General features: G+C 49.4%; 13 protein-coding genes. 5 read left to right on the top strand and 8 right to left on the bottom strand.

Annotated features, from left to right (window positions below; translation table 11 throughout):
* The first annotated feature begins 41 nt into the window (after positions 1-41).
* From IEY24_RS22000 to IEY24_RS21990, 3 genes are all read left to right on the top strand, one after another.
* Positions 42-938, top strand: a complete 897-nt coding sequence (locus IEY24_RS22000; protein WP_188936067.1) for a diacylglycerol/lipid kinase family protein — start codon at positions 42-44, stop codon at positions 936-938.
* 140 nt (positions 939-1,078) lie between these two features.
* Positions 1,079-2,230 (top strand): alpha/beta hydrolase family protein, encoded by a 1,152-nt coding sequence (locus IEY24_RS21995; protein ID WP_188936065.1) that lies wholly within the window; start codon positions 1,079-1,081, stop codon positions 2,228-2,230.
* A 4-nt stretch (positions 2,231-2,234) separates the two neighbouring features.
* Positions 2,235-3,569: a GntP family permease gene (locus IEY24_RS21990; protein WP_188936062.1), complete on the top strand. Its 1,335-nt coding sequence runs from the start codon at positions 2,235-2,237 to the stop codon at positions 3,567-3,569.
* A 151-nt stretch (positions 3,570-3,720) separates the two neighbouring features.
* Here the strand turns inward: IEY24_RS21990 and sucC are convergent, their stop codons facing one another.
* Positions 3,721-4,944: an ADP-forming succinate--CoA ligase subunit beta gene (gene sucC, locus IEY24_RS21985; protein ID WP_188936060.1), complete on the bottom strand. Its 1,224-nt coding sequence runs from the start codon at positions 4,942-4,944 to the stop codon at positions 3,721-3,723.
* An 85-nt stretch (positions 4,945-5,029) separates the two neighbouring features.
* Here sucC and IEY24_RS21980 point away from each other — a divergent pair, with 85 nt between their 5' ends.
* Positions 5,030-5,701 (top strand): ABC transporter ATP-binding protein, encoded by a 672-nt coding sequence (locus IEY24_RS21980; protein WP_188936058.1) that lies wholly within the window; start codon positions 5,030-5,032, stop codon positions 5,699-5,701.
* A gap of 90 nt (positions 5,702-5,791) precedes the next feature.
* Here the strand turns inward: IEY24_RS21980 and groL are convergent, their stop codons facing one another.
* Both groL and IEY24_RS21970 read right to left on the bottom strand, forming a co-directional pair.
* Entirely contained in the window at positions 5,792-7,423 is a 1,632-nt protein-coding gene (gene groL / locus IEY24_RS21975; RefSeq protein ID WP_188936055.1) for a chaperonin GroEL, read from the bottom strand.
* Between the two features lie 56 nt (positions 7,424-7,479).
* A complete protein-coding gene (locus tag IEY24_RS21970; protein ID WP_019940524.1) occupies positions 7,480-7,776 on the bottom strand; it encodes a co-chaperone GroES in 297 nt (98 codons plus the stop codon).
* Between the two features lie 227 nt (positions 7,777-8,003).
* Between IEY24_RS21970 and IEY24_RS21965 the strand changes: the two genes are divergently transcribed.
* Positions 8,004-8,711: a hypothetical protein gene (locus IEY24_RS21965; RefSeq protein WP_188936054.1), complete on the top strand. Its 708-nt coding sequence runs from the start codon at positions 8,004-8,006 to the stop codon at positions 8,709-8,711.
* Positions 8,712-8,787: 76 nt separating this feature from the next.
* On the opposite strand, the gene secG is transcribed toward IEY24_RS21965, so the two are convergent.
* The 5 genes from secG to miaB form a co-directional block, all read right to left on the bottom strand.
* Positions 8,788-9,177: a preprotein translocase subunit SecG gene (gene secG, locus IEY24_RS21960; protein ID WP_188936052.1), complete on the bottom strand. Its 390-nt coding sequence runs from the start codon at positions 9,175-9,177 to the stop codon at positions 8,788-8,790.
* 64 nt (positions 9,178-9,241) lie between these two features.
* Positions 9,242-9,895 carry a DUF8458 domain-containing protein gene (locus IEY24_RS21955; protein WP_188936047.1) on the bottom strand — a complete coding sequence of 218 codons (654 nt, stop codon included), beginning with the start codon at positions 9,893-9,895 and terminating at the stop codon, positions 9,242-9,244.
* Between the two features lie 59 nt (positions 9,896-9,954).
* Entirely contained in the window at positions 9,955-10,476 is a 522-nt protein-coding gene (locus IEY24_RS21950; RefSeq protein WP_229222895.1) for an LptE family protein, read from the bottom strand.
* Positions 10,466-11,761, bottom strand: a complete 1,296-nt coding sequence (locus tag IEY24_RS21945; protein WP_188936046.1) for a sigma-54 interaction domain-containing protein — start codon at positions 11,759-11,761, stop codon at positions 10,466-10,468. The genes IEY24_RS21950 and IEY24_RS21945 overlap by 11 nt, the downstream gene beginning before the upstream one ends.
* 76 nt (positions 11,762-11,837) lie before the next feature.
* Positions 11,838-13,319, bottom strand: coding sequence for a tRNA (N6-isopentenyl adenosine(37)-C2)-methylthiotransferase MiaB (gene miaB, locus IEY24_RS21940; protein ID WP_188936045.1), 1,482 nt, complete (start codon positions 13,317-13,319; stop codon positions 11,838-11,840).
* Positions 13,320-13,324 lie beyond the last annotated feature (5 nt).

The raw sequence follows: 13,324 nt of genomic DNA, 5'->3' as shown, positions 1-13,324 counted from the left end.
ATCTTTATCCTCTGCGACATCAGGTCCCTAATTTATCGAATATGTCTTCACAACCGAAAGTTTTGCTGGTAGTAAATCCCATTTCCGGAGACGTGAACAAGGATGTCATTTTTGAAAGGGTTATTGGAAAATCGGAAGCCGAGGGTTGCGACCTGCGCATTTACTCCACCACCGGCGACGACGATCAACAGACCATCAGGGAAATGGTTGAAAATATCAGGCCGGAGCGTGTGCTGGTAGCCGGTGGGGATGGCACGATTTCCATGGTCGCGCAAGCATTACATGGTACGGACGCCATTCTCTGCATTATCCCTGCCGGTTCCGCCAACGGTCTTTCCGCCGATTTCGGATTGTCGGGCTCCATTGATCAGGCATTGGAAGTGGCGTTCGAAGGCGAAGTGTCCGCTATCGACGCCGTTTCGATTAATGGCGAAATTAGTCTGCATTTAGCTGATATCGGGTTGAATGCATTGCTTGTTAAAAACTACGAGGACAGCGACACCCGCGGTAAGCTAGGGTACGCCCGCGAAATGCTGCGGACACTCAGCGAGCACGAGAACTTTGACGTAAAGATTACCACAGACGACGAAGTGCTCGAAACCGAGGTATTGATCGTCATTATAGCCAATGCCAAAAAATACGGTACCGGTGTGAGTATCAATCCTATCGGGGATATGTGCGACGGGTTCTTCGAGCTGGTCATTGCCAAAAAGCTTGATTTCATTGAAACAGCCAAAATCCTCGCCGGCAGCACCGACTTTAACCCGGAGATCATGAAGGTGATTTCGGTGGAAAAAGCGACGATCGAATGTGTTCAAAAGTCTGCGCATTTCCAGATTGATGGAGAATATAAGGGCCTGGTGGAAAAGTTGGAGGCTGTCATTTTGAAGGGATATGTGAAGGTCGCTATTCCGGTAGGGTTGCGGGAGGGAGAATGACCGCCGGCGGCTGACCGCGGACGACAGATCACATAATTATGCATTCAGCGGTCGGCCGTCAGTGGTCCGCGGCCAAAATCCTAGGTTGCCAACAGTATCCCACCGAGGTCCTGCGCTTTTCTGACCAAACCGGCATTCCTATGAAAATCGCATATACCATCCTTTTCGGCCTCCTTGGCCTCGCATCTCAGGGCCTCGCCCAGCAAGCCGAACTCTGCCAGGGCGCCTATTTCACCGAAGAACAAGGCAAGGCTTTCCTCGAAAAACATATTCCGGCTTCCAAAGTAGAATGGGAAGTCCGCGCGGCGCAGATTCGCCAGCAGATCCGCAATGGAATGGATTTGCAATCATTGCCTGAAAAGCCAACCTCGAAGCCCATTATCCATTCCAAAAGAGAAATGGATGGATACTCCATTGAAAATGTAGCATTCGAAAGCATGCCGGGCATTTATGTGACGGGTAATTTGTACAGACCATTAAAACAACAGAAATCCTACGCCGCCATCCTCGCGCCGCACGGGCATGGCGAGAACCCGCACGGGCGTTTCCGCGAGCAGACGCAGAAGCGCTGCGCCACGCTCGCACGTATGGGCGCGATCGTCTTCGTGTGGGACATGGTAGGGCAAGGCGATGCGAAGCAATGCGAGCATAAAATGGCGAAAGCATTGAAATTGCAGACCATTAACAGCATCCGCTCACTCGATTTCCTGTTATCGATTCCGGGCGTCGACCCCAACCGCGTTGCCTGCACGGGCGAATCGGGCGGAGGGACGCAAACGTTCCTGCTCGCCGCATTGGATAACCGCGTGAAAGTATCGGTACCGGTGGTGATGGTTTCGGCCTATTTCTTCGGCGGCTGTGTCTGCGAAAGCGGCTTGCCTATCCACAAAAAAGGCGACTATCAGACCAATAATGTAGAAATAGCTGCATTAACCGCCCCGCGCCCTATGATCATGATTTCGGACGGCGGCGACTGGACCAAGAACACGCGGGAAGTGGAATACCCATTCATGCAAAAGGTTTATGCCTTGTACAACAAAAAGGATAACCTGGAAGCTGTACATCTGGCCAACGAGAAGCACGATTACGGCCCATCGAAACGCAAGGCGATGTATGCATTCATGGCCAAGCACCTGAAACTGGACCTCAAAGCAGTGACCGGCAAGGACGGACAAATCGATGAAGAACCTGCCAAAGTGTTAGAACAGAAAGACCTGGCTGTTTTCGATGCCGGCCATCCGCGTCCGGCCAATGCGGTAATGGGCGACGAGGCGGTGCTTAAACTTTTGTAAGCGCATGATCTTCATTATCGTACTGGCTGCTATTGCGTTTATAGTCCTCAGTTCCACGGTATTAAAAATGCATCCGCTCATCGGGTTGCTGCTCGCGGCCATTGGCGTCGGTGTTTTTGCAGGGCTGCCCATGGACAAGCTGGCCGAAACGATCGGGAAAGGTTTTGGAGAATTGATGTCCAAAATCGGGCTAATGGTGATTCTGGGCTGCGTGATCGGGGCGATTCTCGACAAATCGGGCGCCGCCATTAAGGTTGCGGATGTGATATTGAAGCTGTTCGGTGAGAAGCGCCCGGCGTTTGCGATGTCGGTTATCGGCGGGATTGTCGGTATCCCGGTATTCTGTGATTCAGGGTTTATTATTTTGCATAAACTGAACCAGATTGTAGCCAAAAGAACGGGGATGCCACTTGCCACCATTGCATTGTCGCTATCCGGCGGGCTATTTGCGACTCACACACTCGTACCGCCCACACCGGGGCCTTTGTCCGCTGCCGGCAACCTCGGTATCCCCGATTCGATCGGGCTGGTAATATTAATCGGGTTGGTTGTTTCCATTCCCAGCCTATTCTTGTCGACCTGGTTTGCAGGTAAATATGCCAGGAATGTAAAACTGATTGACGATGCAGCAGTGGAAGAGCCACAGGTGATTGAAGAGCGGCTGCTGCCGCCGGCCTGGAAAGCATTCATGCCTATCGTTCTGCCTATTTTACTGATCACCCTGGCTTCTTTTGCCAAAATCCTGTATTTCCCGGAAGATCTCACACGTTGGCTAAGCTTTCTCGGCAGTCCACTGGTGTCATTCCTGCTGGCGATATTTTTCAGCTATTCCCTTTTTCCGGAAAACGCGTCGCAACGCATGATGGCCTGTTTCAAAAGCGGTATCGAGCATTGCGGCACCACCCTCGTGCTGGTAGGCGCGGGAGGGGCATTTGGAGCGATTTTGAAGGAAACTTCTTTGAAGGAGATGGTCAGTGAGTGGCTGCTGCACAATGAAATGTCGGGTGGTTATCTGCTCGTGATTGCCTTTCTGATTGCAGTTTTTTTCAAAACAGCCCAGGGCTCCACCACATCGGCTATGGTGCTCACGACGAGTATCCTGGCGCCGCTACTGGCAACCCTCGGTTTTGTAACGCCCGTTCAAATAACCCTGGTGGTAATGGCAGTAGGAAGTGGAGCCATGATAGTTTCACATACCAATGACGCCTGGTTCTGGGTAGTATCACAGTTTACAGGCATTTCGGCGAAGGACACCTACCGTACGCATACCATTCTGACGGGGTTGCAGGGCGTGGTTAGTTTTGCAACTACGATGGTGTTGTACCTGCTAATTGGCTAAAAGGTCAGGTGTTGTCAGGAGGTTGTGATGCAAGTATAAAACGAATCTAAAGGAGCGAAGTCGAAGGGAAATTGCGATAGCGCATTTCCCTTCGACTTCCCTCAGGGTGACATTAACGTTTTTACATTATGTCAGCCTCTAAGGTAGTTTTCTAAACGCCCAGCTCAGCCAGAACTTCAGAAACCTTCGCCGCTGCTTCTTTGAACTCGATCGCAGAGTAAACTTTCAGACCGGATTCGTTGATGATGCGTGCACCTTCTTCTGCATTGGTTCCTTGCAGACGAACGATGATAGGCACTGGAATCTCGCCGATCGCTTTGTAAGCTTCTACTACACCCGCAGCAACACGGTCGCAACGAACGATACCGCCGAAGATGTTGATCAGGATCGCTTTTACGTTCGGGTCTTTGAGAATGATACGGAAACCAGCTTCTACGGTGCGTGCGTTCGCGCCACCTCCAACGTCGAGGAAGTTGGCAGGCTCACCGCCCGACAGTTTGATCAGGTCCATCGTTGCCATTGCAAGTCCGGCTCCATTTACCATACAACCTACGTTTCCGTCCAGTTTTACGTAGTTCAGGTTGTTGGCTCCCGCTTCTACTTCCAATGGATCTTCTTCGTTGGTGTCGCGCATTTCAGCCAGTTCGGGGTGACGGTACAATGCGTTGTCGTCCAGGTCTACCTTGGCGTCCACGGCGAGGATCTTATTGTCGGATGTTTTCAAAACCGGGTTGATTTCGAACATGGACGAATCGCTTTCCGCGTATGCTTTATAAAGAGAAGAAATGAATTTCACCATTTCCTTGAACGCGTCACCTTCCAAACCCAGGGCAAATGCCACTTTACGAGCCTGGAATGGCTGCAATCCAACTTTGGGATCGATCCATTCTTTGATAATTCTTTCAGGAGTATGTTCTGCCACTTCTTCGATGTCCATACCGCCTTCGGTGCTGGCCATGATCACGTTGCAGTTTCTGCCGCGATCCAGAAGGATCGACAGGTAATATTCTTTCGGCTCGCTTGGCCCTGGGTAGTATACGTCTTCTGCAATCAGGACCTTGTTTACTCGCTTGCCTTCTGCACCGGTTTGGTGCGTTACCAATACTTTTCCCAGGATATTGTTAGAGATGGTCCTGACATCTTCAACAGACTTAGCCAATGCTACACCACGCTGTTCGCTGCCGACGATACGGCCCTTTCCGCGGCCACCTGCGTGGATCTGGGATTTTACAACATACCACTTGGTGCCTGTCTGCTGGCTGAGCTCACGTGCAACCTCCACAGCTTTATCCGGAGTGTCGGCTACGAGGCCTTCCTGAATACGCACACCGTATTTTTTAAGAATGCTTTTGCCTTGATATTCGTGAATATTCATGAGTGTAAAAGTAAATTGGTATTTTCACGGCAAATTAAGGAATTAATCAAAACGGGCGAGTTTTCGGCGCAATTATCTTTTCATTATGGAGCTACTTCGGGCGAGTGGGATCAGGCGTACTTATGGTTCCTTGCAGGTTTTAAAAGGCATTGATCTGGAAGTAAAAAAGGGGGAAGTAGTTGCCATTGTAGGGCCGTCGGGCGCAGGGAAAAGTACCTTTCTCCATATTCTCGGAACGCTCGACAGACCGGAGCAGGGGGAGGTATTTATCGAAGGTATAAATGTCTTTACTCAAAAGGATAAAGAGCTCGCGCGATTCCGTAACGAGAAGATCGGCTTCATTTTCCAATTTCATAACCTGCTTGCAGAGTTCACCGCATTGGAAAACGTGTGTATGCCGGGTTATATCAATGGCAATGCCAATGAAAAGGACATTCAGACGCGCGCCAAAGAGCTGCTCGAACTGCTGGGTCTCGGCGGTAGGATGGAGCATTTGCCTTCCCAACTTTCAGGCGGTGAACAGCAGCGCGTGGCCGTAGCGCGGGCACTACTGAACCGGCCGGCCATCGTGTTAGCGGATGAACCAAGCGGTAACCTGGATTCACATAATGCATTGGATTTGCACCAGCTGTTTTTCAAACTGCGCGATGAGACGGGGCAGACGTTTATCATCGTGACACACAATGAAGAACTGGCCGAAATGGCCGATAGGAGGTTAGTGATGCAGGATGGCTTGATGGTCCAGCATTCAGTTTAACTTTCTTTTCATATTAACTAGCTAAACAAAAAACCGGCTGCCAGGAAACTGGCAGCCGGTTTTTATATTTTCCGAAGAAACGGAGGCTGATTACATCATGCCACCCATTCCGCCGCCGTGGCTGTGGCCACCTGCCGCAGGAGCTTCTTCTGGTTCGTCAGCGATAACGCATTCTGTTGTAAGCAACAGACCCGCGATAGATGCCGCGTTTTCAAGAGCCAAACGGGATACTTTCTTAGGATCGATGATACCTGCTTCGAGAAGATCTCCGTAGGTATTGTCTTTCGCGTTGTATCCGTAAGCGCCAGTTCCTTCCTTAACCTTTTGAACTACTACGGATGGCTCCTGGCCTGAGTTGGAAACGATAGTTCTCAACGGAGCTTCCAAAGCAACACGGATGATATTGATACCGGTCTTTTCGTCTTCGTTTAAGCCTACAACGCCTTCAAGAGCAGCTGTTGCACGAATGAACGCTACACCACCACCTGCAACGATACCTTCTTCAACCGCAGCGCGTGTTGCGTGAAGGGCGTCATCAACGCGGTCTTTTTTCTCTTTCATTTCAACCTCAGTAGCAGCACCGATGTAAAGGATCGCTACACCGCCTGACAGTTTCGCCAGACGCTCCTGAAGTTTTTCGCGATCGTAATCAGATGTAGTGTTTTCGATCTGCGCTTTGATCTGGTTTACACGTGCCTGAATATCCTCAGATGCACCGCTACCGTTAACCAAAGTGGTGTTGTCTTTGTCGATAATCGCTTTTTCGCAAGTACCGAGGTAGTCAAGCGTAGCGTTTTCCAATTTGAAACCACGCTCTTCGCTGATAACTGTACCGCCAGTGATGATAGCGATATCTTCCAGCATTGCTTTACGACGGTCACCGAAACCAGGCGCTTTAACAGCAGCTACTTTCAATGCACCACGGATTTTGTTTACTACCAATGTAGCAAGTGCTTCTCCGTCAACATCTTCTGCAAGGATAAGCAAAGGACGGCCGGTTTGTGCAACTGCTTCCAATACTGGAAGAAGTTCTTTCATAGAAGAAACTTTCTTCTCAGAGATGAGGATAAACGGACGCTCCAGTTCGGCTTCCATTTTCTCGGTGTTGGTTACGAAGTATGGAGACAGGTAACCACGGTCGAACTGCATACCTTCCACAGTTTTAACTTCTGTTTCAGTTCCGCGTGCTTCTTCAACGGTGATCACACCTTCTTTACCAACTTTCTCCATTGCCTCAGCAATCATTTGACCGATCTCCTCGTCATGGTTTGCAGAAATAGTAGCAACCTGAGCGATTTCTTTGGAGGTAGAGATATTTTTTTTCTGAGCTTCCAGATCTCTAGTGATCGCTGATACCGCTTTGTCGATACCGCGTTTCAGGTCCATCGGATTAGCACCGGCGGCTACGTTTTTCACACCGATCGAGTAGATCGCCTGTGCAAGCACGGTAGCAGTTGTAGTACCATCACCAGCTGAGTCAGCAGTTTTGGATGCTACTTCTTTCACCAACTGAGCTCCCATGTTTTCGATAGGATCTTTCAGATCGATTTCTTTGGCAACAGTAACACCATCTTTGGTGATGCTTGGAGAACCGAATTTCTTGTCGATTACAACGTTACGACCGCGGGGTCCCAATGTAACTTTAACGGCGTCAGCCAGGGTGTCCACACCGCGTTTGATCTTATCGCGTGCTTCTGTGTCAAAAAATATTTTCTTAGACATAATTGTTTTGAATTTGAAAAACTTTAAGAGAAACTATTGAATCTGAGTAATTTGGATTAACCTATGATAGCATAGATATCCGACTCGCGCATAATCAGGACGTCTTTTCCTTCATACGCCAATTCAGTACCTGAGTACTTACCGTACAATACGGTATCTCCAACTTTTACTGTAAGCGGCTCATCTTTTTTACCGGGGCCAACTGCGAGAACGGTTCCGCGTTGTGGCTTTTCTTTTGCAGTATCAGGGATAATGATACCAAATGCTGTTTTTTCTTCGGCTGGGGCTGGTTCGATCAGAACACGGTCAGCTAGCGGTTGTACATTCACTTGTATTTCTGCTAAAGTTGACATAAATATTAAACGTTTATTTTTAATTGTCAGTAATGATTAGACTTCCATCCCGTTAGCACAATTCGTGCCAGCCTGTTTGCTCTGACATTTTTTCCGGCTAGTGTGACAAATTTGTACTCAGGCGTGGCGTTATAGTATTATAATGTCATTTGCGTGTCAGGAATGCTGAAATCTTGCTTTCAGCAAAGGAATTGATTAAATTTTATCGGCACCAAATTAAGAACCCTATGTCAGAGCTCGATAAAAACTGGCTTACCGAAGGAATTTTTGATTTTGAATACAAAAAATATGTGCTGATGGCCTACTTTCAGCACGTCCGGGACCAGTTCACACACAACCGACTACATCCGTGTCTGCCAGAATTGAAGTTGCACCTCAATACGTGTGTCAGCGTCCGGAATAATAAAAGCCGGATCAGGATGGGCTTGCCTAAAAACCTGACAGGTATCGATGTCAAAACCTGGCAGTTGCAGTACGAAGAGACGCACCAGGACGACACATTTATGTCGGACCTGAATTACATGCTCGACTTTGCGATCCCCCGTTTTTCCAAATCCATTGAAGAAGGTTCGGAGCGGTTTTCGGAGGTGGAAGAGAATGTGCGGGTTTCACCCGTGGGTATTGTGCCGTTGCATTTGCAGGAAGGTTACCTGCTTTTTTTGCATACGTTTCAGCCGATGGTGAGCATATTTCAATACCAGCTTGCCTTGTACAATGCATTGAAAGAGCGTTACCTGATAACCAGCTATATCGATACGGTTCGTATCGGCCTCGGAAACACGATTTCGCAGATAAAAGTCGACCTTACGAAGCAGAACCGGGCTATGCCGAACCCGGCGACTTATGTGGTGGAATCCAAATATGAATATCCTTTGCACGAAACGCTGCTGCCGGTGGCGGAGAGGCTGATGCTGCGGGAGATCAATGTGGCGTAAATCTGATTTTAATATTGGGCATAAAAAAATCCTGCGATGTTCGTCGCAGGATTTTCTTTTATCGGCTAACGCCCTATTATTTCTTAGCTGTGTCGACGGGAGTAGCAGCGGGAGTTGTCGTTCCCGCAGGAGCCGCGCCTTCCTGTGTAGCGGGTGCAGGCGCAATCTTGCCACCTGGCACTACTGCATTCTGAGCTCTATCCACGTTCACGCTGTTGATTCCGGCACCAGTGTTGGCACCGCCGACCATAATATAAGATACAAGTGAAATGAGGATCACTGCGCTCGCCAGACCCCACGTGATTTGTTCGAGAAGGTCGGTCGTCTTTTTAACACCGAACATTTGGGTAGTTCCTGCGCCGCTAAACTCGCTTGAAAGCCCTCCACCTTTTGAATTTTGGACGAGAACAACCAAAATCAACAACACTGCAACAATGGCAACCAGAATAATTAAACCCAAATACATGCTTTAAACAATTTTGAATGACTGAATGACTGAATTTTGAATGTGTGATGTGTCAATGAACTCTTTATGATCTCGCGTATAGTTCGCTCAATTTTTTTGCAAAGTAATTTCTTTTTTCCGGTTTTTTCAAAATCAATTTTTGATAGACGTCTATCGCCTTTTCAATTTTGCCTTGCCGGATGAGGATATTGGCAAATGCTTCGGTTTCAATACTGCCTTCCGTGCCGGCTGCTAAACGGCTGGTCAGATCGATGCTTACCGGTTCGAGGTTGTTGTCCTGACGGGCAATGCGCGGGTTCTTTTTCATAAAACCCTGGATGATCTGCTGTTGCCTGCGCTGCTCTTCGGAGCGTTGCGATTCGGCAGAAGCTTGTTGTTCGACCGTCGTGATCAGAATGTCGTCGCTGTCGAGCGGCTCTGGCGCGATCTGTGGTTCGAGGATATCGTCCACGTCCACGGTAGCATCGTAACGCTCGTTGTCGCTTTCCACCAGTTGCTGCAATGCCACGCGGCTGAGCGCATATGCGGCTGCACGCGGGCGGGTTTCTTCCAGTTTTTCAGTACCGGCGAGGCTGGATGCCTTGGCCAGCATGGAGTAGGGGATCTGGCAATACGGAAATGCCTTGATCGTGGCTTCCAGCTGCGGGATCACATCTGCCGTGATCAGCCCCGGGTTTTTCACCAACTGATCAAATGTTTCCTTATCGATGAGCGCCATATTCCGTTATTAATGAGAAAGTCGAGTTGTTGAAATTGAAAGTTCGGGCCGGGCTTTTCCTACCAGTCGGCAGCGGATTTATTAAAGATCTGCTGCACAATGTTTTCGCGGATCGTCGGCAAAAGCCTTGCTTCGTTTTGGTTAAGTGTTTGATCCTGAGGAAAATCAGCGTAGTAGGTGAACGACTGATCGAGGTTCTTCGTCTCATCCTTTGCATTGGTATAACGTACTTGTACGGTTACGTTCAATCGGTTCAGCCCCGCCTGGTCATTGGCTGTCGGCGCTGCGGGCGTTACGTCATAACCCGTGATGGAACCTTCGAGAACGAGGTCGCCTCCGCCCGGCTGGCTTACAAGGCTGGTATTTCGTTGAAAGTATTCTTTCAAATCTTCTGTCAGTCGCTGCGGCAGATCGCTCGGCCCGCCCGCGGTACCCATCGTGAAGTTGAGCACGCTGAATGTCTTGATATCAGGAGAAAGGTTAGTCCCAGTAAATGAATACACTCCGCAGCCCGACATGAAAAGCGGGCAAATCAGTATCAGGAATGCCCACATTTTCCGGGCGTTACTATTATTCTTCAATGTCGTATTGTTTGATCTTCCTGTATAACGTGCGCTCAGAAATGCCCAATGCATTCGCGGCGTATTTTCGCTTGTTATTATTCTTGCGAAGCGCCTTAATGATCATTTCTTTCTCTTTATCTTCCAGCGAAAGCGATTCTTCCTCGGCAGTAACGTGCACCACATCTTCTATTTCATCACGTTCATCGGAGTAGCGGTCCAGGTCCACCGTTCGCGACGGGGGAGGGGTGAGCAGCCGCGCCGGTTCAATCGTAGGGGTGGTGATAACAGGCTCCACATTATTGATCGAACTAAACAGATCCTGATGGTCTTTGAGAATGTCGCCACCATATTTCTCGTTTTCAAGCACATTTCTGACGAGTTTTTTCAACTCCGTCATATCCCGCCGCATATCGAAAAGTACTTTATATAAAAGCTCTCTTTCCGAAAACGAAGTGCCATTGTCGTCGCCTGAACGAAGTGGTACCAATGCCTTCCGGCTCGACGGCTGCACCGGGTTCAGGTAATGATTGAGGGTTTGAACGTTGATGGGCAGTTCTTTATCGGTTTCAAGAATGGTAATCTGCTCGGCGATGTTTTTGAGCTGACGGATATTTCCCGGAAATGAATATTGGATCAGCAAATCGCGCGCTTCGCCGTCCAGCCTGACAGGTTTGGTACGGTAGCGCTCGGAGAAATCATTGGTGAACTTTCTGAAAAGCAGCAGAATATCCTCGCCACGGTCGCGCAGCGGCGGCACGTAAATGGGGACTGTATTCAGACGGTAATACAAATCTTCCCGAAACTTTCCATTGTTCACCGCGTCGAGCAGATTGACATTTGTGGCTGCCACTACGCGGACATTTGTCTTTAAAACTTTGGAAGAACCGACACGAATATATTCCCCATTTTCCAAAACACGAAGCAGCCTTGCTTGTGTTCCAAGTGGCATTTCACCCACTTCATCCAGGAAAATGGTCCCGCTGTTGGTCGTTTCAAAATATCCTTTTCTGGCATCCAATGCACCAGTAAATGCACCTTTCTCATGCCCGAAGAGCTCTGAGTCGATCGTGCCCTCCGGGATCGCGCCGCAGTTGATGGCGATAAACGGCCCGTGCTTGCGCGAGCTGATGCTATGGATAATTTTTGAAAATGATTCCTTTCCACTTCCGCTTTCACCGGTGATCAAAACCGTCAGATCAGTCGCTGCGACCTGCACGGCTACATTGATCGCGTGGTTCAGGCCCGACGAGTTGCCGATGATCCCAAAGCGGTTCTTTATAGCTTGTATTTCCGATGAATCCATGAAATATCTGAGGGCTTCCGGCAGGCCGAAAGCCTTAGTTAATTTGTCAAAACGGGTTTAAAGACAGGGCAATGTGCTAATCCAAAACCGGCTCGGGCTGCAACACCCGTCCGAGCAGGGTAGCGGCGTTGCAGTCGGTAATGAGCACGTCAACATATTGTCCTTTTTTATGGTTTTCGCGGGGAAAAACGACCATTTTGTTCTGGTCGCTCCGCCCACTGAAGTCCTCATCCGACTTTTTGGAAGGGCCTTCGATCAGCACTTTCTGAACGCTACCCAGCAGTCGCTGGTTGCGCTCGAGTGAAAGGCGCCGCTGTACTTCGATAATCTCCGCAAGCCTTCTTTTCTTGACGTCTTCCGGAATGTCGTCCGCAAATTTCTTCGCAGCGAGCGTACCCGGACGTTCGGAATAGGTAAACATATATCCGAAATCGAATCGGGCATATTCCATCAGCGACATTGAATCCCGGTGCTCTTCTTCCGTCTCGGTGCAGAATCCCGCGATCATATCGTGCGAGATACCGCAATCTTCACCCAGGATCCGGCGAATCGCATCGATGCGATCGATGTACCACTCGCGGGTATAAGTCCGGTTCATGATTTCCAGCACGCGGGTATTACCGCTTTGGGCAGGTAAATGTATGTGGTTGCAGATGTTATCGTACTTTTTGATGGTATACAGCACCTCGTCGGTAATGTCCTTGGGATGTGAAGTACTAAACCGGACGCGTAGTTCGGGGTTGACTTTCGCCACCATTTCGAGCAGGTTTGCGAAGTTTACCAGGGCTGGGCCCGCAGCTTCGTCGGCAGCACCGCCTTCCGGCGTCCCGCCGGGCGTCCATTTATAACTGTCGACATTCTGGCCGAGCAATGTTACTTCGCGGTAACCGTCATTGAAAAGATCTTCGGCTTCCCTGACGATAGAATATGGGTCGCGGCTGCGCTCGCGGCCACGTGTGAACGGTACCACACAGAAGCTGCACATATTATCGCAACCACGCATGATCGAAACAAATGCAGATACGCCGTTGGAATTCAGTCGGATAGGGGCAATGTCTGCGTAAGTTTCCTCACGCGAAAGGAATACATTTACACCTTTTTGCCCTGTTCCTGCCTCCTCTACGAGTCGTGGAAGATCGCGGTAAGCATCCGGCCCGGTCACGATATCGACCATCTTTTCCTCTTCCAGAAACTTCGTTTTGAGGCGTTCGGCCATACACCCGAGCACGCCAATAAGCGTTCCGGGCTTATTTTTTTTAATGAAATTGAGATGTTTCAGACGGTTCCTTACCTTTTGTTCCGCGTTGTCGCGGATGGAACAGGTATTCAGAAATATCAGATCCGCATTGTTGACGTCCGAGGTTGTAGCAAAGCCTGCTTCGCGCATAACGGAAGCGACAATCTCGCTGTCGGAGAAGTTCATCTGGCAGCCATAACTTTCGATAAACAGCCTCTTCTTTCCTGAAACCGGTTCGTCTTCCGAAACCCTCACGGTTTCGCAGGCTTCCTTGTCCGCCGCTGTCAAAATTTTTAGTGAATCTGCAATTCTATGCTCCATGAGAA

Origin of the sequence: Dyadobacter endophyticus (assembly GCF_014641595.1) — a bacterium.
In the GTDB taxonomy this organism is placed as follows: domain Bacteria; phylum Bacteroidota; class Bacteroidia; order Cytophagales; family Spirosomataceae; genus Dyadobacter; species Dyadobacter endophyticus.
The sequence above is the reverse complement of the archived record's forward strand: the minus strand, read 5'-3'. Positions and strand labels throughout refer to the sequence as shown.